This is a genomic window from Kurthia sp. Dielmo, from assembly GCF_000307285.2.
GTDB classification, from domain to species: domain Bacteria; phylum Bacillota; class Bacilli; order Bacillales_A; family Planococcaceae; genus Kurthia; species Kurthia populi.
The window spans coordinates 25,794-49,248 of record NZ_HE578965.1 but is presented as its reverse complement, the minus strand read 5'-3'; the positions used below and the strand labels follow the sequence as shown (position 1 = coordinate 49,248).

The 23,455-nt window shown below is 38.9% G+C and carries 21 protein-coding genes, 2 pseudogenes and 1 riboswitch; of the genes and pseudogenes, 5 read left to right on the top strand and 18 right to left on the bottom strand.

Going from position 1 to position 23,455, the window contains the following annotated elements; all coding sequences use genetic code 11:
* The first annotated feature begins 211 nt into the window (after positions 1–211).
* Complete coding sequence (locus tag KTHG_RS19485; protein WP_126989165.1) at positions 212–775, top strand: beta-class carbonic anhydrase; 564 nt, start codon at positions 212–214, stop codon at positions 773–775.
* A gap of 232 nt (positions 776–1,007) precedes the next feature.
* Here KTHG_RS19485 and KTHG_RS19480 read toward each other — a convergent pair whose 3' ends face one another.
* Both KTHG_RS19480 and KTHG_RS19475 read right to left on the bottom strand, forming a co-directional pair.
* Positions 1,008–1,553, bottom strand: coding sequence for a GNAT family N-acetyltransferase (locus KTHG_RS19480; RefSeq protein WP_126989164.1), 546 nt, complete (start codon positions 1,551–1,553; stop codon positions 1,008–1,010).
* Positions 1,554–1,587: 34 nt separating this feature from the next.
* Positions 1,588–2,364 carry a polyphosphate kinase 2 family protein gene (locus tag KTHG_RS19475; protein WP_139996018.1) on the bottom strand — a complete coding sequence of 259 codons (777 nt, stop codon included), beginning with the start codon at positions 2,362–2,364 and terminating at the stop codon, positions 1,588–1,590.
* A 159-nt stretch (positions 2,365–2,523) separates the two neighbouring features.
* On the opposite strand from KTHG_RS19475, the gene KTHG_RS19470 reads away from it, so the two are divergent.
* On the top strand, positions 2,524–3,258 hold the full coding sequence (locus KTHG_RS19470) for a tryptophan-rich sensory protein (protein WP_139996016.1): 735 nt from the start codon (positions 2,524–2,526) through the stop codon (positions 3,256–3,258).
* Between the two features lie 51 nt (positions 3,259–3,309).
* On the opposite strand, the gene map is transcribed toward KTHG_RS19470, so the two are convergent.
* Both map and thiT read right to left on the bottom strand, forming a co-directional pair.
* A complete protein-coding gene (gene map / locus KTHG_RS19465) occupies positions 3,310–4,062 on the bottom strand; it encodes a type I methionyl aminopeptidase (protein WP_139996014.1) in 753 nt (250 codons plus the stop codon).
* Between the two features lie 95 nt (positions 4,063–4,157).
* The gene (thiT, locus tag KTHG_RS19460; RefSeq protein ID WP_139996012.1) at positions 4,158–4,712 is read right to left on the bottom strand and encodes an energy-coupled thiamine transporter ThiT; all 555 of its coding nucleotides are present in this window, start codon (positions 4,710–4,712) and stop codon (positions 4,158–4,160) included.
* Between the two features lie 99 nt (positions 4,713–4,811).
* A riboswitch (TPP riboswitch) is annotated at positions 4,812–4,916 on the bottom strand.
* A gap of 199 nt (positions 4,917–5,115) precedes the next feature.
* Between thiT and KTHG_RS21990 the strand changes: the two genes are divergently transcribed.
* Entirely contained in the window at positions 5,116–5,229 is a 114-nt protein-coding gene (locus KTHG_RS21990) for a hypothetical protein (RefSeq protein ID WP_255512513.1), read from the top strand.
* A 155-nt stretch (positions 5,230–5,384) separates the two neighbouring features.
* Here the strand turns inward: KTHG_RS21990 and KTHG_RS19455 are convergent, their stop codons facing one another.
* From KTHG_RS19455 to KTHG_RS19440, 4 genes and pseudogenes are all read right to left on the bottom strand, one after another.
* A complete protein-coding gene (locus KTHG_RS19455; protein WP_126989193.1) occupies positions 5,385–6,614 on the bottom strand; it encodes an aminopeptidase in 1,230 nt (409 codons plus the stop codon).
* A gap of 353 nt (positions 6,615–6,967) precedes the next feature.
* A pseudogene (locus tag KTHG_RS19450) lies at positions 6,968–8,080 on the bottom strand (DEAD/DEAH box helicase); the annotation flags it as partial.
* 153 nt (positions 8,081–8,233) lie between these two features.
* A complete protein-coding gene (locus KTHG_RS19445) occupies positions 8,234–8,398 on the bottom strand; it encodes a Fur-regulated basic protein FbpA (protein WP_139996008.1) in 165 nt (54 codons plus the stop codon).
* A 251-nt stretch (positions 8,399–8,649) separates the two neighbouring features.
* Entirely contained in the window at positions 8,650–10,404 is a 1,755-nt protein-coding gene (locus tag KTHG_RS19440; RefSeq protein WP_139996006.1) for a methyl-accepting chemotaxis protein, read from the bottom strand.
* A gap of 175 nt (positions 10,405–10,579) precedes the next feature.
* On the opposite strand from KTHG_RS19440, the gene KTHG_RS19435 reads away from it, so the two are divergent.
* A complete protein-coding gene (locus KTHG_RS19435) occupies positions 10,580–11,440 on the top strand; it encodes a YncE family protein (protein WP_139996004.1) in 861 nt (286 codons plus the stop codon).
* Positions 11,441–11,568: 128 nt separating this feature from the next.
* Here KTHG_RS19435 and KTHG_RS19430 read toward each other — a convergent pair.
* The 9 genes and pseudogenes from KTHG_RS19430 to KTHG_RS19390 all read right to left on the bottom strand — a co-directional run bounded on the left by KTHG_RS19430 (position 11,569) and on the right by KTHG_RS19390 (position 20,559).
* Positions 11,569–12,053: pseudogene (locus KTHG_RS19430) on the bottom strand (YehS family protein).
* Positions 12,054–12,189: 136 nt separating this feature from the next.
* Positions 12,190–12,561: a hypothetical protein gene (locus KTHG_RS19425; RefSeq protein ID WP_126989154.1), complete on the bottom strand. Its 372-nt coding sequence runs from the start codon at positions 12,559–12,561 to the stop codon at positions 12,190–12,192.
* Between the two features lie 242 nt (positions 12,562–12,803).
* Positions 12,804–13,313, bottom strand: a complete 510-nt coding sequence (locus KTHG_RS19420) for a YfiT family bacillithiol transferase (protein ID WP_126989153.1) — start codon at positions 13,311–13,313, stop codon at positions 12,804–12,806.
* 289 nt (positions 13,314–13,602) lie between these two features.
* On the bottom strand, positions 13,603–15,528 hold the full coding sequence (locus KTHG_RS19415; protein WP_139996002.1) for a PTS fructose transporter subunit IIABC: 1,926 nt from the start codon (positions 15,526–15,528) through the stop codon (positions 13,603–13,605).
* Positions 15,529–15,540: 12 nt separating this feature from the next.
* The gene (gene pfkB, locus KTHG_RS19410) at positions 15,541–16,443 is read right to left on the bottom strand and encodes a 1-phosphofructokinase (RefSeq protein ID WP_139996000.1); all 903 of its coding nucleotides are present in this window, start codon (positions 16,441–16,443) and stop codon (positions 15,541–15,543) included.
* On the bottom strand, positions 16,440–17,186 hold the full coding sequence (locus tag KTHG_RS19405) for a DeoR/GlpR family DNA-binding transcription regulator (RefSeq protein ID WP_139995998.1): 747 nt from the start codon (positions 17,184–17,186) through the stop codon (positions 16,440–16,442). The genes pfkB and KTHG_RS19405 overlap by 4 nt, the downstream gene beginning before the upstream one ends.
* Positions 17,187–17,466: 280 nt before the next feature.
* On the bottom strand, positions 17,467–18,828 hold the full coding sequence (rlmD, locus tag KTHG_RS19400) for a 23S rRNA (uracil(1939)-C(5))-methyltransferase RlmD (RefSeq protein ID WP_139995996.1): 1,362 nt from the start codon (positions 18,826–18,828) through the stop codon (positions 17,467–17,469).
* A 91-nt stretch (positions 18,829–18,919) separates the two neighbouring features.
* The gene (locus KTHG_RS19395; RefSeq protein ID WP_139995994.1) at positions 18,920–19,846 is read right to left on the bottom strand and encodes a diacylglycerol kinase; all 927 of its coding nucleotides are present in this window, start codon (positions 19,844–19,846) and stop codon (positions 18,920–18,922) included.
* A 155-nt stretch (positions 19,847–20,001) separates the two neighbouring features.
* A complete protein-coding gene (locus KTHG_RS19390; protein WP_139995992.1) occupies positions 20,002–20,559 on the bottom strand; it encodes a thioredoxin family protein in 558 nt (185 codons plus the stop codon).
* Positions 20,560–20,672: 113 nt separating this feature from the next.
* Between KTHG_RS19390 and KTHG_RS19385 the strand changes: the two genes are divergently transcribed.
* The gene (locus KTHG_RS19385; protein ID WP_255512514.1) at positions 20,673–21,827 is read left to right on the top strand and encodes an MFS transporter; all 1,155 of its coding nucleotides are present in this window, start codon (positions 20,673–20,675) and stop codon (positions 21,825–21,827) included.
* Positions 21,828–22,016: 189 nt separating this feature from the next.
* Here KTHG_RS19385 and gatB read toward each other — a convergent pair whose 3' ends face one another.
* On the bottom strand, positions 22,017–23,453 hold the full coding sequence (gatB, locus tag KTHG_RS19380) for an Asp-tRNA(Asn)/Glu-tRNA(Gln) amidotransferase subunit GatB (RefSeq protein WP_126989145.1): 1,437 nt from the start codon (positions 23,451–23,453) through the stop codon (positions 22,017–22,019).
* Between the last annotated feature and the right edge of the window lie 2 nt (positions 23,454–23,455).

The window sequence follows — 23,455 nt, the reverse complement described above, 5'->3', positions numbered from 1 at the left end:
AAAAAACATGCCGAAGCATGTTTTTTTATTTCTGTTATATAGCACTTTATTTTTCAAACTTTCTGATAAATAAACAAAATTTTATAGTCCAACGCCATTATTGTCTAATTTGTGTCAAAGTAATATATTTTTATACTAATTTTCGATACAATAAAAAATGTGTACTAACACAAATTCAGATTTTTTCTGACATAAAGGGGGAAATATCATAATGGCAGTATTAGATGATATTTTAGATTTTAACGGTACGTTCGTAGAAGAAAAAGAATATGAACCTTACATCACAAGCAAATATCCAGACAAGCACTATGTAATCTTAACGTGTATGGATACGCGCCTTGTAGAACTTTTACCAAAAGCAATGAACATTCATAATGGGGATGTAAAAATGGTTAAAAGTGCTGGCGCAACAGTGAGTCACCCATTCGGTGGTATCATGCGTAGTCTTCTTGTTGCAATCTATGCTCTACAAGCAGATGAAATCTTCGTTGTTGGTCACTATGACTGCGGTATGAGTGCCGTAGATCCAGCAGTTGTCTTAGAAAATATGAAACAACGTGGCATCAGCGCAGAAACAATTAAAAACGTTCAATATTCTGGCGTTGACTTAAACCAATGGCTAAAAGGCTTTGGCGATGTAACGAAAAACGTTGAACATAGTGTAGACGTTATCCGTAACCACCCATTAGTATCAAAAGAAATTCCTGTACATGGCTTAGTAATTGATCCTGAAACAGGAAAACTTGATTTAGTAACAAGTGGTTACACAGACTAATTTAAATTTTTGATTGAGTTAGACTCAACTAAAAAAGAGGCTTTGACATACGTGTAAAAACAACCTCTCATATGAACATAAGAAAAACCGGAATCGCGCCAAAGTGCGGTTCCGGTTTTTCGTTATGAACGCTAAAAAAGGAACATGACGTGTTTTGTACCAGTCTCTTCTTTTATTGATTCAACAGCGCTTTATAGCGTTTCCACCAGCGTCTAAAGGTGGCCTTACCCTTTCAATAAACGTCTTCAAGTAATGCGTACATATAATGGTCTTCCCACTCTCCATTCACATATAGCAGTTGCTTCAAGAGGCCCTCTTGGTCAAATTTTGCCTTTTCTAGCACACGCACAGAGCCGACATTTTTCGGTGATACATAAGCTTCTAAACGGTGAATCCCAATATCCTCAAACGCAAAGCGACAAATAAGCTCCAGTGCCTCTGTCGCAATCCCTTTTCCCGTCTGGGCCTCATCCAATGAATACCCAACAAACGCACTCGAGAAAGGCAAGCGTTTAATAGCATAAATCGAAATATGACCAATGAGCTCCTGCGAACCGCGTAAAAAAATACCAAAACTAAATTCTCTACGCATCTGCATTTGACGAATGGATTCTTGAATTTTACGCAATTGAATTTTCTCCGTGTAATACTCCGAAGGATGCCTCGGCTCATAAATAGACCAATACACTTTATTGCGGCGTACAAGTTCCGTCATCTGACGAACATCCTCTTCTTGTAACGTCCGTAAAAAACATTGTTCTCCGTTTAAAACGACCATCGTTACACCTTCTCTTTATCTACGGCGTGTCAGGTTAAACTTCTTTTGAAACTGCCTCTGCAGGGTCTGTGATTGTGAGACCACGTTTTTCACATTCTGCTGTGACATGTTTAATAACTTGTTTCAACACTTCAATACGCGCGTATTTTTTATCATTACCCTCTACTAATACCCACGGTGCATTCTTTTTATCCGTTTTTTCAAACATTTCATCAGCAGCTTCTACGTATAAAGGCCATTTTTCACGATTGCGCCAATCCTCATCTGTTAATTTCCATTGCTTATACGGATCTTCTTTACGGTCTTTAAAACGTTGAAGTTGCTCTTCCTCTGAAATCTGCACCCAAAATTTTAACACAATATAATTATCATCTGTTAGCACTTTTTCAAACTGATTTAATTCTTCGTAGGCACGTTTCCATTCTTTTTTCTTCGCAAAGCCCTCAATACGTTCAACGAGCACACGACCATACCATGTGCGGTCAAAAATACCGATTTGACCTCTTGCAGGTAGTCGATTCCAAAAGCGTTGTAAATGATTGTATTTCAATTCCTCTGGTGTTGGTGCAGCAATCGGATGTACGATATAACCACGTGGGTCAAGACGCTCTGTTAGTCGTTTGATGGCGCCACCTTTACCAGCTGCATCCATTCCTTCAAAGCCTAAAATTAAGCCAATATCATGCTTAAATAAAAACTGTTGAATGTTCAACATTTCATATTGTAGCTTCTTTAATTCCTTTTTATACGAAATTTGGTCACTCAACTTTTTCGATAAATCTAGCTTGTCAATTTTTTGTACCAACTTCATCGCTCCTTTTAGTAAAAGATTACATATATTTTACAGCTATGTAGTGCTAAAGCGCAATATATGCGTATGTTCGAAGAATGTTCACAGAAATGAAAATTGTTGCACGCGATTCATGAGGTATACTAATACGTATATCTTTATTTTTAGGAGGGGTTATCATTGGGCAGATTTTTAATTGTTCTGTTGGCGTTCATCGCTTTATTTATCGCCAGCTTATCTGCTTATGCACTACCACTCAACAATCATACGGCACTTGAACTGGCCTACAGTTATAAAATATTAATGTTTCCAGCTCTATACGTTTATTGGCTATTCCCAGGCGCTTTGTTATTGCTCGCTTATTGGGTTTTTGCGCAATGGCAAAAGCGCCATACAGCTTCTGCACTAACACTCACGCAAGCCATTTTATTTGCGATAAGCTCGATTGTATTTATCGTTTGGATTAATTTATGGCACTATGAGCAATTTATTCTTGCACTTGCGGCACTAGCTGTGATCTCTATCTGCTTATTCATACTGTATTTAACCTACCCGTTAACAGAGAATAAAATGAATGGACGCCTGCCAATTTCAATTGCATTTGCTGCTATAGCATTCCTCACTTTTTTAACTATCGGCTTCCTGTTTATTTCGAATAACCTCATTGATTTTGGCCTTAGTCGTCAGCTATGGGCTGTTGTATTGTTAACGTGTGCAGCCGCACTTGCACTCGCAATCCGCTTCCATCTTTATGACGCCGCCTTTCCCGCTGTATTCATTTGGTTTTTAATTGGCGTAGCCATTGCTAATAATTTCAATGAATTGCTTGTCACAACAGCTGCATTATTTTTAAGCGGCGTCTTGATTGTTGGGATCATTTTCATACGCAAACGTTTGCCATCTAACGCAAATTAAAAAAGACTGTAACAGAAGAAACGCTTCCGCTACAGTCTTTTTTTATTGAAATTAATCGATTTTTGTTGTTAATACAGGACCATTTTTCGTTACGATAACTGTATGTTCTAATTGTGCAACAAATGATTTATCTGGTGTTAAGAATGCCCAGCCATCTGTGCCCTCTACGATGTTTTCAGCAGCTTGAGAGATGAATGGTTCTACAGCGAAAACCATGCCTTCTTTCATCATTGTTGCATCCCATGCATCATAGTAGTTTAAAACGTATTGAGGTTCTTCATGTAATGAATGACCTACACCATGGCCTGTTAAGTTCATGATTACTTTTAAACCTTTATCATGTGCTTCACGTTCTACAGCTTTACCGATTTGGTTCAAGCGCGCACCTGGTTTAATTTTTCCCATTGCGCGGTCAAATGAGCTTTGAGCCACATCGCAAAGGATTTGAAGTTCTGGTTTTTCAACATCGCCTACAACAAATGATACACCTGTATCTGCATAGAAACCGTCTACATGGCCTGATACATCAATGTTAATCATATCGCCTTCTTGTAGTTTACGGTTGTCCGGAATACCATGGGCAACACATTCATTTACACTAATACATGTATAACCTGGGAAGTCATATTCTGCTTTAGGGCCTGATACAGCACCTTTTTCTTCGAATAATTTACCAGCTAATTCATCTAATTCTTTTGTTGTCACACCAGGTTTTGTCGCATTTTTAAGGGCGTCACGAATTTCAGCCATTGCACGGCCTGCTTTCATTAACGCATCAAATTCTTCTTGCGTTTTCACAATCATCGTTCAAGATCTCCTTTATATTGAATCTTCTTCTACTATATCACACTTTTTTCATGACGAAAAAGGAACTGAATTAATTCAGTTCCTTCGTTTCTTTATCGTTTTTTAGGCTCCAATAGTTTCGGTGCCTTTGTCATGAGTAGACTAACAATCGCTGCTGTTAAAATAATGGCTGGCACCATGTACGAACCATTATAGACAATCGTATAAATTAGTGGATTTTGGTCACCCGCATATTCAGAGAAGAATACATAGCCAGCTATTGCATGAGCTACATAGCGAATTAAACCGCCGATAATCGTCCCAATTGTAATGTACAAAGCTTTCTCACTCGCTGTTTGTGCACGTATAACAAGTGGACGTAAAAGCCCTGCAAGTCCTACTACAGTAAACGCAAAGAAGTAATCAATAAAGCCTTGTAGCGGTGTTAAAATAAAGCCGCCAAACATCGCATTCATCGTACCGATTAATAAGCCCGTCACAAGCCCTGCCACTGTGCCCCAGCGAAACGCCATAATGACGATTGGCACCATCACAAGACTAATCGAGCCGCCCTGTGGCCATAAGCTAAATGTCAGCTTATCTAAAATAAGACCGATGGCCGCAAAAATGGCGATTTCGACCATCATTAATAAATTTTTACTGTTCAATCCCTTCAACCTCCAATGTTGATGTACAAATCAAACCAGTGGGATTAGATAGATATGAAAAAAGCGATGCCAGGGAAAGATCCCTGACATCGCATAGCGTCAGCTGTCTATCCACATTCCTTCGCAAGCATTAACTTACAGGTTCTAAGGGTTAGAAGTCGCACTTCACTCTCAGCTATTTTAATAGCTCCCCTTGTGGTTGTTACATCTCGTTTATTGAACAATCCTATTGTACGGAAAAATGCTCAAGCTTTCAACCTTTTTGAAACTTTTCACACGCGCTTCCGTAAATAAGATGAACCGTTTATTCACAATATTGTACAAGCAATTAAAGCACTGTACGTTTAAAGAAATTCAACAACGGTAATACTATACTAACTACTAAAAAGTGAGGTTATGCATAATGAACTTAAAAAAAGTAATTAGCACAGCTGTTAAATTAGCACCTGTCGTTTATCCAATCGTGAAAAAAGTATTAAATAATAAAAAAGCGTCACAATCTACAAATCGCCGTTAAGGACATTTAAAAAGAGACTGGGATAAAACACGTCATGTTTCTTTTTTAGCGTTCACAACGAAAAACCGGAACTGCGCCATAGCGCGGTTCCGGTTTTTCTTATGCTCATAGGAGCGGTTATTTTTAGATGTATGTCAAAGTCTATTTTCTTTTTATTAAAATGCCCAAGCACCTTTACGGAATACAGCTTCTACTGTCCCGTCTGCATGGATGCCATCGATGTCCATTTCCGCACTACCGACCATAAAGTCTTCATGTGTAATTGAAACATTGATGCCTGCTTTATCCATTTCCTCTTCAGATAGCTCGCTACCGCCCTCATAACAAGTTGGATATGCTGCACCAATTGCGATATGATTGGATGCATTTTCATCAAATAATGTGTTGTAATAAAGTAAGCCAGATGCTGAAATTGGTGATTCATGTGGTACAAGTGCGATTTCACCAATGTATTTAGAGCCTTCATCCGCTTTAATCAACTCATTTAATAATTCCTCACCTTGCTGTGCCTCTGCTTTCACAATCACGCCATTTTCAAAAGTTAATTTGAAGTTGTCGATAATATTCCCTTGATAGACAAGTGGTTTTGTTGATGACACATAGCCGTTTACATCGTATTTAGATGGCAATGTAAAGACTTCCTCTGTTGGCATATTTGCCACGAATTCAGTGCCTTGTGGTGTTTTACTAGAGCCAGTTGCCCAAATGTGTTTGTCTGGTAAGCCAACAATTAAATCCGTACCTGGCGCTGTGTAATGTAATTTAGCAAAATGCTTTTCATTCATTAAATCACCGCGCACATGTAAGTTTTTCAAGTGAGCTTGCCAGTTTTCAACGGCGCTACCTTCACCGATACGTACCGTTTTGAAGATTGCTTCCCACATTGCAGGAACTTGTTCTTCTTCAGGTAATTCAGGGAATACTTTCGCTGCCCATTTTTTCGACGGAATCGCAATGATTGACCATGCGATTTTATCATTCATTACAGCATCACGATAGTTTTCTAATGCTTTACCTGACGCTTTTTGGTTTGCTGAAATTTTTTCAACAGGGATGCCAGCCATTAAGTCTGGATCTGCTGCATCAATCCAAAGAAGTGCGCCACCACGTTCAATCAACTCATCACGTTGCTCTGTAATCCAACGAGGGAATTTTTCAAACTCTTCTACTGATGCATTTTCAAATAATTGTCGTGCGACTACATCATCTGAGTAGTTCACGGTTACGCGTGCTGCGCCAGCTTTATATGCTTCTTTCACAACTAAACGAGTAAACTCGATTGTATCCACGGTTGTGTTAATTAAAAGCGTTTGACCTTGCTGAATGTTTGTCCCTACTTTTACAGCAAGCTCAGCAAATTGAGCTAATTTTTCTTCGAATGTCATCATTAATCGACCCCTTAGCGTTTTTTATATGGACGTTTGCTGCCATCATTCTTTTTGTATGAGCCGCTACGAGTACCTTCGTTATCATACTTTTTGAATGAGCGATTTTCTTCGCCGTTCTTTTTATATGAGCGTTTACCTTCATCATTTTTTTTATATGAATTTTCATCATACTTTTTGAATGGGCGTTTGCCTTCGTCCTTACGAGTAGTGTCACCGTCATAACGTTTTTTGTACGGTTTATCGTCATATTTACGTTCTGAACGGTTATCATACTGCTTATTATAGTCTTTCTTTTTAGAATTGTCAGAGTTTCTGCCTTTTTTCGCAGGACCAGCTGAATAAAAACCTTTCCCTTTTACGAGACCGCCTTTATCCCAAATCTTTTCAGTCGGTTTTTCATCTAATGAACGGGTGATTTGTTTATATTGTTTTTCAGAAGGACCTACTAATAATGTTAGCACTTCACCGCTTTTTCCTGCACGACCTGTACGACCTGAACGGTGTGTGTATTGCTCTTGTGAAACCGGTACATCCACATGAATAACATGCGTTAAGCCTTCTACATCTAATCCACGCGCTGCAACATCTGTCGCGATTAGCACGCGTGCCTCCCCTTTACGGAATGCATCAAGTGCTCTTTTGCGCTCTTCTTTTTTCATATCTGCATGAAGTGTCACGATTGGTGCTTGGCGGTAATGTAACTTCGTTTCTTTCATTAATAATTGATCTAAATTATTAACAAAAGCTATCGCACGTAGGCCTTCTTGGTTTGATAGACGGCGCAGCATATCTGTTTTTTCACGTTCTTGCATTTTAATAAATGAATGCGTCACAATACCTTGGTCTGGCATGTCTTCTAAGCTTACTTTGAAGCGTTTTGGCGTTTTCATTAATTGCTCTGCTACTAATTTAATTTCATCGGTAATTGTTGCAGAGACAACAACTACTTGACGGTCATGATTGGCCCCATCAATAAACTGTTTTACGATAACACGTGATTCACGGCCTAATAATTGGTCCCCTTCATCAAGAACGATGTGATGTAGTTCGTGTAATTTTAATTTTTTCGCACGCACTAATTCATTTAAGCGACCTGGTGTCCCAATCGCAATCGTCGGTTTTTTCTTTAATTTTTCAATTTGACGTTGTGTATTTGCGCCACCAATCAATGGGACAACAGTAATATCTGTGCCGGCAATCCATTGACGTGCTACTTCGGTAATTTGCATACAAAGCTCTTGTGACGGAGCAACGATTAATGCTTGTGTATTTTTTTTCGTACCATCCACACGCTCTAAAATCGGTAATAAATACGCTAATGTTTTCCCTGTTCCTGTTGGTGATTCTGCTACTACATCATCCCCATTTAACATTGCCGGAATCATTTGATCCTGAATCGGCGTCGCCACATTAAACTTCCACTTTGATTGTAAATCTTCATTTAATAAATTAATTACTGACATACTTTGTCTCCTTCTATGTTCGTACTTTCTACATATCTTTCTATTATACAAAAGAATAAGGTTTTGATATACTGCTTTCTCTTTTAAGCATTTCAACAAAAAAGCAGGAAGCGCGATTGTTTCACACTTCCTGCTTTTTATTAAACCGTTATATTATGCATGAACGGGCTTCATCGTATACTGCTGATACGCTTGAATTAATTCTTGTAATGTAGCTTGATATAATTGTTTACCATTAATTTTAAAAATACCTAAATCTAATAAATGATCGACTAAGTGATTTTTATTACATTCTTGATCTTGTAATGTTTTTTTCATTATAATTTCCCCTTAAAACAGTTAATGTTCCTGTTATTTTTATTCCCATTTTCCAAATAAATTAACCACAAAACGCCTGTTTTATTTAAAATCTTTTATCGCACTCGTCAGAAAATAGGACGATTACCTATTGTTTAAGTTCCATGCCCAACTCTATTTTAGAATGCTTTTATTGGAAAAACAATACAAAAGATGGGCATGCTATCCATGCTCATCTTTTATAGTTACGCATTTATCTATAATATTTTTAGTTATCTCTCAAATGGCTTTTTACGCGATACAATTTCATTACGTAAAATATTTAAGTTCTCAATAACTTCAGTAGAATTTTGTTCTACTTCTTTTAAATAGCTCTCTGCTTTTAATTTATCGCCACTATAATAAGCGCGCACCGCAAGCTTCGCCACCTCATGCACACGTGTAAATGGTTTCTCAAGCGCCTTAAATGCCGCATGATCACCTAAGATGTCTCGTCCTTGACCGTAATACCAATCGCCAAGACGTGTTTCACGCGTTGATTGAATTTCAGATTCCTTCATTGTCTCAAAACCAAGCAACAAGTTATAAATACGCCATCTCCATAATAAATGATCTGTAATCGCAAGCTCAATAATATCTTCCTGGCTAATAATAAAGTTTTTCGAAATCGTATCAACACGATATGTGTCAATCATCTTACTTAGCTTATAAATGGCATCCCCTGTTTGATTGACAATTTCTTTACTTTCTTCGGTGCTACGCGCAATATCGCGATTGCTTGCTGTAATCGTCTGTGCCGCCTGTGCTTGTTGCTGTGTTGTCGATGCAATCGTTTCAAAGCTTGAACCTTGCTGCTGCAGCGTTGTATTTAATTCAACAAGTGCTTTTGTAATGCTCGATGTATCATTTACTGTTTCATGTAAATCATGAGCCGATTTTTTCGTTAAATCATTAATATTTGTCGTAATTAATAATAAATGATTAATATCGCCTTGAATTTGCTGAATGGATTGCTTTGTATTGTCAGCAAGCTTACGCACCTCTTCTGCTACAACCGCAAAGCCTTTCCCTGCTTCACCTGCACGTGCCGCTTCAATCGAGGCATTCAATGCTAATAAATTTGTTTGCTCCGCAATACCCTGAATAAAGCGCATTAATTCATTAACGGATTCTACGCGTTCTACTAGCTCCCCAACATGCTCTTGCACCTTCACCTGCTCTCGGTCCGTCGTCTGTAGCGAAGACGTAATGTTTTCAAGCGTTGAAATATCAGCGTTTAATTTTTGCAGTGATGTTTGCGTATCTTTTGCGACATCAACAACGGACATGGATACTTCATCAATCGATGACTCGAGCTGGTCCATCGAAGCATTTGCCGCAAGTACTGCTTGCTGCTGCGTATCTTGGAACTGGATTAGGTTTTTAATTTGGTCAAGCTGCGTATTATATTTAATAATATTTCCTAAACCATTTACAATCGAACCTGCTTGAATTTCAATATATGTCTCAACAATGATTTGTTGGTCAATCGTCACTAAGCTATCGTACGCAAGTAAAACATCTAGCATCTTTTTACGATTTCGGCTATATTTATCCGTAATTAATGGAATAATTAGTTGATTCATTAATGTGTACGCTGAAATCATCCAGTTCGGTAATACTCCAATGCGCGCATGTGTATACGCAATTTTTCGACGCTTGAAAACATAGTCTAATGTTAAATCTTCCTCGAAGAGACTACGGAAATGTGCATCGAACACTTTTTTCAAATGATCGACAGTAGAATGCTCTTCAATCACTTTTCTAAAATCATCAATCGACATTAAATGAACATAAAATTGATCTAATAGTTCAACATTTTTCTCTAGATACAACTCCAGCAACTCATTGACATATTCACGACGCACTTTATTAAATCCTAAAAAATCGAGTTTTCCCTGAAAACGTTCACTCACAATAATGTCTGATTCTGACACTTTATTGAAATACTCATACTGCTCACTTGGACTTTTTGATTTAAATAACATACTTTTTCCTCCCGCATACCAAATTATATTTCCTTAAAAACATGCTATCTCGTCCCTTTTTCAAAAGACAATTCTTTACTGCAAATATACAAATAACGGTCACAAAATGATACTTTTTATATAAAATATTATATAATGGATGAGACAAAAAAACTATAATAATCGAGGTGCTCTTATGAAATTTATTACACGTTTTAATTTATTAATTAGTATTCTATTGTTATTTATCACAATATTTAACATTAATATGCCTATTACTAGCGCAAAAGAACAGAAAAATACGCTCACTTTCAGTAATGGTACAAAAGTATCAACGCTCTTTTTTCCATATCGAGATAAAGTAAACCAAAAAATCGGGACAGAACGCTCCCTTCAAGGAATGACAATTGATGCAAAGGGTAATTATTATTTAATGTATGCATTAGGTGATAAAACGACCTATGGCTATATTTATAAGTACAATAAGAAATTTAAGCTCGTAAAGATTAGTAAAAAATTACGCGTAGGTCATGGGCAGGCAATGGATTATCATAAAGGCTATCTATATCAAATCGTCGATGTTGTTGGCTCAAAAAATTATATACTACAGCGCATTGATGCGAACACGTTAAAAGTAATTAAAAAATGGACGATTCCTGCTGAAATCCATCCAAATGTACTTGCGATGGAAAGCGACACAACAGCTATTGTCGTCTCAAAAACAACTTCTTCTAACGTTTTAGGTGAGGGCTATGAACTCAATCGATTACATATCGGTGAAAACTTTAGGTATACAATTCGTCATCCACGTGAAAAACTACGCGTCGACGGCTTAATTGGTACAACAAAAGGAAAGGAAATCCAGGGTTTTGAGCGTACAAAAGACCGCTACTATATCCTTTCAAATGGTGAGTATACAAGCTTTAAACACGATGGTAGCGACCAGCAAACCGTTTCACTTCAAACAACTCGTGAGCCAGAGGGGTTACTATTTAACAGTAAAGGAAAGATGCTTGTACTCTTTAATAAAGTAAATGAAGTGTTTATCGAACAATAAAAAAGAGGCTTTAAAACGACCGCTCCTATAAGCATAAAAAAACCGGAATCGCGCGGTGGCGCGGTTCCGGTTTTTCGTTTGGAAAGCTAAAAAGAAAAATGACGTGTTTTGTCCCAGTCTCTTTTTATTTATTTACGATAACGTGCTGTTAAGCCGTTTAAGAATTTACGTGCGAATTTGTCACCACATTCTTTATAGTTACGGTGACTTGGGTTACGTAAAATCGCGCCAAGCTCGCCTTTTGATACGTTGATGCCACCATCATAAAAGACATCTAACACATCTTCTGTTGTCATTTGAAGTGCGATTTTCACTTTTTTAATCAACATATTATTCGCTGGTTCGCGTTGAGATTTCACCACTTCTTGCCCTGGTTTTTTTCTTGTGGACCACGTTTTGTTGTGATTAAGCCATTTAAAAATGCTTCAAACATTTCGTTTGTGCATACTTTATAATTTTCTGGACGCGGCTCGTCATCTTTCACCTTTTGAAGCATGTTTGATACGTCTAAAGCCGTTAATGGTACGCCACCTAGTTTGAACATTTCAGCCACATCGCTATTTTTAATATTTAATGCATAGCGCAGGCGAATTAATAAATCGTTTGTTACCATATGATTGGTCTCCTTTATTGTACATCTTATTTATAAGAAGGATTATTTTTTACATAACTAGCTTATTGTAACACACTCTAAGCTTGCATTCCTTACGAAAGAAAAACAGACATCTTATCAATGCCTGTTTTATCATCTAATCATTTTTTTGAATAGTAGGCGAAACAACGGTTCCTTTAAAATCAACATCTTTCAATGCTTCTGCTACTTGTGCGCTCGAAATTTTCGAAATCGGCATGACAACAACCACTTCTTTAAATCCGAAAGTCTGATAGTAAAGGAGGGCTGATGTTAATGCCGATACGACATCTGATGCAAGAGCAGCTTGCATCGTTGCATCGATAATTAATTTGTAGTCTTCGACGACCACTTTATCAGCTGCATCATCAAGATCCTCAAAATACTCCAACACTACTTGCTGTTTAAAAAAACCGTTGAGTTGAGCAACTATTTCACATGCCTCTTCATCAATTGATATTTTATATTTTGGTTTATTTACAACAATCATGCCAAACTCCTTTTTAATACTTATATAAGTTTTTCTTATTTTATTAGTTTCCTAGTATACGGAATTTGTCTCATTTTGTCGAATGTTATTTTTATATTTTGCTAACTATATAGGCATTTTCTTCTACTTCATGGCATTTTTTTCGACTAAAATACATTTATTACTCATTTTAAAAATAATTCGCTATTTCAAACGTTTTTTTAGTCACATTTTACTTTAAATCCATCAATACCCATTTATTTTTAATTTTCAAGTGCAAGTCGTATATGAGCTAAGTGATGATTCTCATGCCAGCTTAATTTAGCGATTTTTTTCCCTACCGTAATCTCACCATTTTCCGCATGTGTAAATTTACGCTGTAATTGTGCATCATTTAATGTGTGACCAAGTGCTACAATACGCTCATTTAGTCCTTCAAGAATCTTAATAGAACTTTCTACGGGTAGTTCAGTGTCTGGCTCTACTGCCCATTTTTCTTGATTAAATGATGGTACGGTCGGATTATCATCTGTTAGTGCGAGTTTTAAACGTTGATACATATTGAGCTGAGAATCTGCAATATGATGCACAAGCTGGCGCACATTCCAAGCACCTTCCCGATATGTTTTGCTTAATTTCTCGTCACTCAAGCCATCGACAACTGCCCGTAAACGTGTCGTATACGTCGAAATATCCGCTAACCACTGCTCTACTTCATTCATCGTAATATGCTCCGGAACCTGCAATTCACCTATTGGAAACCTTACATCCATTATGAAAACCTCTCTTCTCAATGTATTTAACCTTATTCATATTCAATACCTTTGAGAGATGGCATGTAAACATGAAAAAGCCTCAGCGCATACATCTTCACTTATCAATTTGCTTTTTATCTTTTCTTAAAAAACTGGAAGTACTTGAGATAATATAGTCATATTCTAAAAAAATGACCTCATTGGCAATTGTTTTACACGTATCAGAGGAATGCATTCAACGTAGAAAAGCAGCATGTTTGCATTGTGCAAACATGCTGCTTTTCATACGTACCACTTATATAATGATTTACTGCACAGAAGTATTTTTTTGAATCGTTACTTTTTTCTTTAGCAAGCCAATCGATACTGCTGATACTGCGGAGCCAATTAAAATGGCTAATAAATAAAGAAGTGCTTTTGGTAAGCCTCCATCCACAAGACCCATAACGAATATACCACCATGCGGCGCGCGTAATGCGATATCAAATAGCATCGTTAATGCACCTGCTATTGCAGATCCTAGCACGAAGGATGGAATAACTCGAATCGGATCTGCGGCAGCAAAAGGAATAGCTCCTTCAGAGATAAAACAAGCGCCAAGCACATATGCTGTTTTTCCTGCTTCGCGTTCTTGCTTTGTGAAGCGATTTTTAAAGAACGTTGTTGCTAGCCCTACTGCTAATGGTGGCACCATACCACCAGCCATTACCGCAGCCATCATATTGAAATTGCCACTCGATAACATCGCAATCCCAAATGTATAGGCTGCTTTATTAATAGGGCCACCCATATCAACGGCCATCATTCCACCTAAAATCAAACCAAGAAGCAGCACATTTGTACCGCTTAATCCTTCTAGAAATCCTGTCAATCCAGTATATAACTTCGTCAATTGTGGATTGACGAGCATCATAATGATTCCTGTTATCCCAATGCCAAACAGTGGGAAGAATAAGACAGGCTTTAATCCTTCAAGCTGTGAAGGTAGTTTTTCAAATATTTTTTTGAGTCCTAATACGATATATCCCGCTAAGAAACCGGCTAGCAGACCACCTAAAAATCCTGAATTCGCACCAGCATCATTCGTCACTGTAATCGCTAGCAAGCCCCCAACCATCCCAGGTGCAAAACCTGGACGATCTGCAATACTCATCGCGATAAAGCCGGCCAGTACAGGTACCATTAAGAAGAATGCATTTCCTCCCCCAATTGTGTTGAGCATTGCTGCAAATTCATTGTAGGAAGGATCATCCGGATTTGCTGAATTAATACCCCAGAAAAATGAAAGGGCAATTAAAATACCTCCACCAACGACAAATGGTAGCATATTAGAAACACCATTCATTAAGTGCTTATAAAATTGAAATCCACTTTTCCCCTCTGTTTGTGCCTCCACGTCACTACCGCCATCATATGAATAAATTGGTGCCTCTCCAGCAATTGCCGCATCGAGCAACGCATCTACTTCATAAATAGCTTTGCTTACTTTCGTTTGAATAACCTTTTTACCGTTAAAACGGGCCATTTCAACTTTCGTATCAGCTGCTACAATGATGATATCTGCATCGGCAATTTCTTGCTCAGTCAACCGATTTTTCACACCGCCGGAACCATTTGTTTCTACTTTAATAGAGACATTTTTCTCTGCAGCTGTTGTTTGTAGTTTTTCTGCTGCCATAAAGGTATGCGCAATCCCAGTCGGACAAGCTGTAACCGCTAAAATATGTTTACCTGCTGTAGGTACTCGTTGTGCATTAGACATTGGCTCTTCAACATCTACGCCTTCCTTTTCCTCAATTGCTGCTAAAATTTCCTCTTTCGTCGAAGCAGTCATCATTTTTTCTGTAAATTGCGGATCCATTAGAAATGTAGCAAGCTTTGAGAGCGTTTCTAAATGATCGTTATTTGCGCCATCATTTGCTGCAATCATAAAAAATAGCTTTGCTGGCTGACCATCTAAGGAATCATAATCAATGCCTGCTAACTGACGACCAAATGCGATAGCTGGTACTGCAACACCTGCTGATTTTGCGTGTGGAATGGCAATACCTTCCCCAATTCCTGTTGAGCTTTGTGCCTCGCGCGCTTGTAAATCTGCGATATAAGTTTCTTGATCACTCACCTTGCCTGCATCCACGAGTACTTGTGCTAATTCTTCAATCAATTGATTCTTAGATGTTGCTTGTACGTTTAACTGAATCGTACTTGCTGTTAATAATTCGGTAATTCGCATAAAACTCACCCCTTAAAGTTTTTTTACAATTACTTTATTGACTAAATCTAAAATATCTTGCTCCTGACATAAATCTAATTGAAATGCTGTTGCACTACCGGCTGCAACGCCATATTGAAACGCTTTAAGCCATTCCTCAGTTTGGCAATATGTTGCAATCGTCGCTGCAACGACAGAATCTCCTGCACCCACCGTATTTACAACCTCTCCAACTGGTGCCGCCGCATAATATACTTGTTCTTCACTAACGAATAAAGCGCCTGCACCGCCGAGTGACACAATAACATTTTGGACGCCTAATGCCACAAGTCGTTTAGCATAAGGAATTGCCTCTTCTACAGTGACCAATGTCGTCCCAAAAAGTGCACCAAGCTCTTCTAAATTTGGCTTCACAAGTACCGGTTTATACGGTGCGATTTCATGTAGCACTTGACCTGCAATATCCGCGACAAGCTTTACATTTTTTTGTGCAAGCATATCTAACAATGCTTTTAAATCCAAGCTCTTCGGTACAGTACCTGATAAAACGAACCAATCATCGCTTTCTAAGAGCGCAATCTTATGTAGCAGTTGCTCATACATAGCAGTTGTAATCGTAGGTGATGGTCCATTTAATTCAGTCTCTACATCCGATTTAATTTTCACGTTAATTCGTGTCATGTCATTCGTTTGAATAAAATCTGTTTGAATATGTTGCTCATGTAACATCTGCGTTAAATAATTACCCGTAAAGCCACCCACATACCCTAAAGCGGTTGAGGCTGTATGAAGCGTCGTTAATACGCGGGAAACATTAATACCCTTGCCACCTGGTAAATAACTTACTGATGTTGCGCGGTTTAGTTTTCCGGTTTCAAACTGCGCCACATATGGTGTGTAATCAATAGCTGGTGAAAAAGTACATGTATAAATCACGCACGTAACACCTCCGTCCTTTTCTCAAGTTGTTCGTATTGCGCATCTGTTAGTCCACTTGTAATTAAAATAGCATCTTCTAAATCACCAAACTTAGCAAATTGACTGAGGCCAAATTTAGAGTGATCAGCTACGATATACGCCTGTTTTGACTGCTTAATAGCTAATTGCTTCAGCGTCGCTTCCTCAAAGTCAGCGGTCGTATAGCCTTGTAGCTCTGAAAAGCCATTCGCTCCGATAAAGGCACGGTCAAAATAGTACTGCTGAAACTGTGTGATTGCTTTGGCACCAATGACTGCCTGCGTTTTCGCCTTCACTTTACCCCCAATGATAACGGTTTCAATATTTTGTTCCATTAAAAGCGGCACATGCATTAAGCCATTTGTGACGACGGTAACGTTTTTATTGACGATATGTGGAATCAGGTGAATAATCGTTGACCCTGCATCTAAATAAATGCATTCACCATATCGAATATGCTGAGCGGCCAGCTTCATAATCTCTTGTTTTTCAGTTAATGATTCATCCGACTTTTCTAATAAACTTTTTTCACTAAGTAGTGGCTGATTTAAAGTCGCGCCTCCGTGAAAGCGGTCGATTAGCTGCTGTTTATCAAGCTCTGTTAAGTCACGGCGTATCGAAGACTCTGACGAATTTGTAAATTCTATGAGTTGCTGTAAAGACGCAGAGCCATATTGTCTTAAATAGGCTAAAATCTGCTGTTGGCGTTCTGTAAAATTCACTGTCTTCACCTCTTCTATTTATTTGTACTTGATTTTAAACGAAATATTCTGTAAAATCAATCAATTTTCTTTCAAAAACATTCATTTTTATAATTATTTCTTTCAAAAACATTCAGAAATCATTCAAAAAAATGATGATACACGTAGGATTACACCTCTTCTAGAAGTGCATAGTAGCCAGTCCTTTAACATTTCTTACAACGGTTAGCCAAGCACTTCATTTAATTGACATAAAAAAACCGCGTTAAATGCCTAATAGACATTTAACGTGGTTTTTATCTTAAACCAATTCCAACCAAGCTACTGCTTCACAGTGTGCTGTGTGTGGGAACATATCAACTGGCTGTACTTCTTGTGTTTTGTAGCCACCGTCTTCTAGTACGCGTAGGTCACGTGCAAGTGTTGCAGGGTTACATGATACGTAGACGATGCGTTTTGGACGCTCGCTTAAAATCGTTTCAAGTAAGGCATTGTCGCAGCCTTTACGTGGTGGATCGACCATTAGGACGTCCGCTTCCTTGCCTTCTTTAAACCAGCGTGGGATGACTTCCTCTGCTGGGCCAGCTTCAAAGTACGTGTTCGTAAAGCCGTTTAATGCGGCATTACGTTTCGCATCCTCAATGGCTTGTGGCACGATTTCTACACCCATTACATGCTTCGCTTGTTTCGCTAGGAATAATGAAATTGTCCCGATACCACAGTAAGCATCGATTACTGTTTCTTCGCCTGTTAGCGCCGCATAATCAAGTGCTTGCTTGTATAATACTTCCGTTTGGATTGGGTTCACCTGATAGAATGAACGCGCTGAAATTTCAAAGCGTACATCGCCAATATGGTCCTCAATCGTTGTGTCACCCCATAGGCAAATGGTGTCGTCACCGAAAATGACATTCGTATTATTCGGATTGACGTTTTGCATAATTGATTTCACATTTGGAACTAATTTACGGATGGCCTCAACGACAACATCCTTTTGTGGGAATTTACGTTTTTTCGTTACAAGTACAACCATTACTTCATCTGTAGCACGCGCTTTACGTACGACAACATGGCGCAGCTGCCCTTGCTTTGTTTCTTCGTTATATGGTGTTAGCCCAAGTGCCCAAAGCTGTGGTTTTAAGCCTTCTAAAATCGCATCTGCCTCATCTGTTTGGATTAAGCAGCGATTCGTATCGACAATCGCATGTGATTTCGTACGGTAAAATCCTGCAACTGGCACATCTCCATTCATACCAAATGGAATTTGTGCTTTATTGCGGTAGTTCCACGGCTCTGACATCCCTTTCGTTGGATGGACAGGCACGTCGATTTTAGCGATACGCTGCATGACATCACGGACCATTTTGCGCTTCCACTCAAGCTGACCCTCGTAAGATAAATGCTGAAGCTGACAGCCGCCACACATGTTAAATACAGGACATGGTGGCTCTACGCGATTTGGCGATGGCTCCGTAATGTCTACTACTTTCGCAAAGCCATAGTTTTTAAGCGTCTTCATCACATGGACCTCGCATGTTTCATCCGGTAGCGCGCCTTGGATAAACAATGGATAGCCATCCACTTTTGCGACGCCCGCTCCGTCATGTGTTAAATCTTCTATATAAACAGTTAATCGATCATTCTTTTTCACTGGTGCAGTCATTCAATTCGTTCCTCCATTTCAATTTCTCTATTGTATCACGAATCCCAATGAAAAAGGAGGTATCCAAACTTAGTTGAATACCTCCTGCTTTTTATTCTTCTATTTCAAGTACACGGTCTTGCTCACGAATTTCATCGATTGGAACGAATAGCTCAACATGACGTTTTAAGTTTCTAAATTCTGTCGGCGCATCGCCACCATATTCACCGTCTAAGTTGATTAACACACGAGCATCCGATGATACTTTTACATGGTCAGCTTTCGTATAAATCACATGCGGATCTTTTAAATGCTCTCCGCGTACAGCAAGTGTCACAAGACGTACGAACTCGGCAATATTACATTTTTTCAAAATAAATACCGTAAACTGTCCATCATTGATGCTTGCGTCGGGTGCAAGTTTCTCAAAACCACCTACTGAATTGGATAAACCGATAAGGAACATCATCGCATCGTCGTCAAATACCTCGTCATTGTATTCAATGCGCATTTTTGTAGCCTTTACTGACGGCAACATTTCAATTCCTTTTAAGTAGTAGGCAAGCTGTCCAAGCATCGTTTTAAGCTTGCTTGGCACTTCATATGTTAGTTCGGTAATGCGTCCACCAGCGGCAATATTAATAAAGTAACGGTCATTCGCCACACCGACATCGACTGGAATCGAATCGCCTTTAATAATAATATCGACAGCGGCCTTAATATCGCGTGGAATATGCACAGCACGTGCAAAGTCATTTGTCGTGCCCATTGGAATAAGACCTAGTTTCGGGCGCTCCTCAAATTCACTAACGCCAGCAACCACTTCGTTTAATGTACCATCACCACCAACCGCAATAATAATATCAAAGCCGCGCTCTACCGCATGTTTGGCGGCAACTGTCGCGTCTCCTGCACAAGTAGTGGCGTGACAAGATGTTTCATATCCTGCCACTTCAAGTTTTTGTAGAACTTCGGGCAAATGTTTTTTAAATAACTCTCGACCTGATGTTGGGTTATAAATGATGCGTGCTCTTTTCATAACTGTACCTTCCTGTTTCTAAAAATTCTGTCCAAAATCACGAAAACAGGCCCCCACTTCTTGCTACGTGCACAAAAAAGAGTCAGCCTGACCTTTTAACAATCTTTATCATTCTATACCTAAATGTTTTGTTTCTGCAAATCTACTACTTCACTTCACAATATATTCAATAAAGTCGTCCTTAAATCTTCATACACATACTGCCAAAACTGTTCATTCGATGCATACTCTTCACTTAGTGTCATAAATAATTCGCGCTGTTTCATCGAAAATTCATCATCTGTTTTTGGTGGTAAAAGTGCCCATTTCGCCATAACAAATGCCTGTAGCTCTGGTGCACGTGGCCCCCATTGTCCGATAACTTCTCCCGCTTCGTTTAAAAATAAATAAAGTGGAATCGACCGACTACCATTCGTCAAATACGCGTCCATTAATTCGATATGCTGGTCGCGCATCACACAGCGTACATCGAGCTCGGCAGCTTCTGCGATATTACGCAAGATGGCATTATTCATCATAGCATCGCCGCACCAATCTTCTGTGATGACTAAAATATGTATGTTTGCTCGTTTTACTGCTTCGATAAACTCAGGGTCTTCTGGTAAGTCAAATGCATTGTAGACGCGGTAACTATCGTTTTTAAGTGTTGCCATATTACTCATATACGTAGCCAAATCGACGCCCTGCTCAAAATAATGTTGTTCATTTAACATTGTGAACCCCCCTTTGTCATTTTTATTCATTATAACAAATTTCCACACGGCATATAAGCATGCTGTATACATGACCGTTTTTGTTCGGTACAATGATTTGTTGAAAGGGTATGGTGACCTGCTTGAAAAAAACAACAGTTCTTTTAAAAGGCTATAATTTTTTATTCTTCGGTATGCTGGCAATGTTTATTCCATTTTTACCGGTCTATTTACAATCTGCCGGCTTAAATACGAGCGAAATCGGTCTAATTATTGCGCTCGGCGGGATTGTGACTGTCATCGCACAACCATTATGGGGCATGATTAGCGATAAGCTCAAAACAGTTCGTAAAATCTTATTAATTCTTGTTGCGATGACGGCCGTTTTTGGCTACTTTTTATATCAGGTGGATAGCTTCCTATTGCTTGTACTCCTAGCAATGTTCGTCTATTTCTTCTTAATGCCACTTGATCCATTAACGGAATCATTAACGTTCACTACAACTGAGACGAATGGTATCAGTTATGGTTCCGTCCGTACATATGGTTCTCTAGGCTATGCGGTGCTATCACTGGTTATCGGTTATTTAACAGATTGGTTTGGCATGGGTGTAATTGGCTTATCATTTGTCGTCATCGGCATTATCTGCTTTGCCATCGTGTGGAATATTCCAGACGTCCCGGCATCGTCTGCACCTGTAACGCTAAGTAGCTTAAAACAAGTTTTAACAAACAAAGAAATGATTTTATTTTTAGTATTAATTTTTATTAGCTCGATTCCTGCACGAATGAACGATACGTTTTTAGGAATTCATATTACGACGCTTGGTGGCGCCAATAATCTAGTCGGCATCGCCTTCTTTATTTCTGGTGCAAGTGAGATTGTCGTCTTTGCGCTAAGCTATATGTGGCTCAAGCAAGGCAAGGAGCTGCAATTAATTACGGCAGCAATTTTCTTCTATGCCCTACGCTTTTTCCTAACGGGCTTTATTGATGACCCAAAAATGATTGTCATGCTACAAGTACTTCAAATGCTGACATTCCCTGTATACTATACTGCGGCGATTCAGTATTTATACCGTATTATGCCTCGTGAATGGCGTTCGACAGGACAAACCGTTCTCGCGCTCCTATTCTTCGGTGTATCCGGTATTATTTCCTCGTATATCGGAGGAATTATGTACAATGACTTCGGTGGTACAACATTTTATTATGTTATCGCGGTTATTTCATTTATTGCCGCAATCTACGGCACTGTGCTTGTCCTACGTAGTCGTAAAACTGCATAAATAAAATAGAAAAAAGCCCACAGTCTCAAATGAGATTGTGGGCTTTTTAGACGCATTTTGATGGTAAAATTCCGGCCATCGAGTACTAGAGAAATCATTGATTTCATGCCGTTATAAGGATAGATGGTCCTCTAGCATGTCATCCATCTTTCAAAAACAAGCGTGCTGAACAAGTGTGTTCAACACTTATTATCGTTTTTGGATTTCTTCTAATAAGATTTTATTAACCATTTGTGGGTTGGCTTTACCGCGAGTAGCTTTCATAATTTGACCAACTAAGAAGCCAATCGCACGGTCTTTACCGTTTTTGAAGTCGATGATAGATTGTTCGTTGTTATCAAGGATTTCCGTAATCATTGGTACAAGCGCGCCTGCATCAGAGATTTGAACTAACCCTTTTTCTTCAACGATTTTCTTCGCATCGCCACCGTTTTCGATTAATTCTTTAAATACTTTCTTCGCAATTTTAGAAGAAATCGTACCGTCAGAAATTAATTTAATCATGCTAGCAAGACCAGCTGGTGTTAATGCCGTATCATGTAATTCTTTTTGTTCTGCATTTAGGTATGCACTTACTTCACCCATTAACCAGTTAGAAGCAAGTTTCGCATCTGCACCTTCAGAAACTGTGCCTTCAAAGAAGTCAGCCATTTCTTTAGAAAGTGTTAATACGCCGGCATCATAAGCTGGTAAGCCCATTTCTGCTACGTAGCGTGCTTGACGAGCATCTGGTAATTCAGGAATCATAGCGCGTTCTTGTTCTAACCATGCATCATCGATTACGATGTCTACTAAGTCAGGTTCTGGGAAGTAACGGTAATCGTCCGTACCTTCTTTGACACGCATAAGAATTGTTTTACCTGTTTTCTCATCGAAACGACGAGTTTCTTGCTTGATTTCGCCACCAGCGTTTAATACCGCTTCTTGACGTTGTGCTTCATACTCAATCCCTTTACGAACAAAGTTGAATGAGTTTAAGTTTTTAAGCTCTGTACGTGTACCGAATTCATCTTGACCGTAAGGACGGATTGAGATGTTGGCATCACAACGTAGAGAACCCTCTTCCATACGTACGTCTGAAACGCCTGTGTATTGGATGATTGCTTTTAGTTTTTCAAGGTATGCATACGCTTCTTCCGGTGTACGGATATCTGGCTCAGATACGATTTCAACTAAAGGCGTACCTTGACGGTTGTAATCGACTAATGATGAGTTTGCACCGTGCGTTAATTTACCAGCATCTTCTTCCATGTGGATACGCGTGATACCGATACGTTTTTTCTCACCGTTTACTTCGATTTCTAACCAGCCGTTTTCACCGATTGGTTTATCAAATTGTGAAATTTGGTAAGCTTTCGGATTATCAGGGTAGAAATAGTTTTTACGGTCGAATTTTGTATGTTGGTTGATGTCCATGTTAAGAGCTAGTGCTGCGCGCATTGCGTAGTTTACTACTTCTTTGTTTACAACCGGTAAAACACCTGGGTAACCTAAGTCGATTACAGATGTGTTTGTATTTGGTTCAGAGCCGAATTGGTTAGGAGATGGAGAGAAAATTTTAGATTTCGTTTTTAACTCAACGTGTACTTCTAAACCAACGACTGTTTCATAATTAGTTGATGCCATTG

Coding starts and splice junctions, on each gene's coding strand:
- KTHG_RS19420 (WP_126989153.1), bottom strand. CDS start 13,313: ATGGATGTAAGGTTTCCAATAGGTGAATTGCAGGTTCCGGAGCATATT.
- KTHG_RS19445 (WP_139996008.1), bottom strand. CDS start 8,398: ATGAAAAAAACATTACAAGATCAAGAATGTAATAAAAATCACTTAGTC.
- KTHG_RS19395 (WP_139995994.1), bottom strand. CDS start 19,846: ATGAAAAGAGCACGCATCATTTATAACCCAACATCAGGTCGAGAGTTA.
- rlmD (WP_139995996.1), bottom strand. CDS start 18,828: ATGACTGCACCAGTGAAAAAGAATGATCGATTAACTGTTTATATAGAA.
- KTHG_RS19425 (WP_126989154.1), bottom strand. CDS start 12,561: ATGATTGTTGTAAATAAACCAAAATATAAAATATCAATTGATGAAGAG.
- KTHG_RS19440 (WP_139996006.1), bottom strand. CDS start 10,404: ATGTTATTTAAATCAAAAAGTCCAAGTGAGCAGTATGAGTATTTCAAT.
- KTHG_RS19485 (WP_126989165.1), top strand. CDS start 212: ATGGCAGTATTAGATGATATTTTAGATTTTAACGGTACGTTCGTAGAA.
- KTHG_RS19480 (WP_126989164.1), bottom strand. CDS start 1,553: ATGGTCGTTTTAAACGGAGAACAATGTTTTTTACGGACGTTACAAGAA.
- KTHG_RS19390 (WP_139995992.1), bottom strand. CDS start 20,559: ATGTTAAATGAACAACATTATTTTGAGCAGGGCGTCGATTTGGCTACG.
- map (WP_139996014.1), bottom strand. CDS start 4,062: ATGATTGTGAAAACGCAAGAAGAATTTGATGCGTTAATGAAAGCAGGC.
- KTHG_RS21990 (WP_255512513.1), top strand. CDS start 5,116: ATGAACTTAAAAAAAGTAATTAGCACAGCTGTTAAATTAGCACCTGTC.
- KTHG_RS19415 (WP_139996002.1), bottom strand. CDS start 15,528: ATGCGAATTACCGAATTATTAACAGCAAGTACGATTCAGTTAAACGTA.
- KTHG_RS19455 (WP_126989193.1), bottom strand. CDS start 6,614: ATGACATTCGAAGAAAAATTAGCTCAATTTGCTGAGCTTGCTGTAAAA.
- KTHG_RS19435 (WP_139996004.1), top strand. CDS start 10,580: ATGAAATTTATTACACGTTTTAATTTATTAATTAGTATTCTATTGTTA.
- KTHG_RS19475 (WP_139996018.1), bottom strand. CDS start 2,364: ATGAAGTTGGTACAAAAAATTGACAAGCTAGATTTATCGAAAAAGTTG.
- gatB (WP_126989145.1), bottom strand. CDS start 23,453: ATGGCATCAACTAATTATGAAACAGTCGTTGGTTTAGAAGTACACGTT.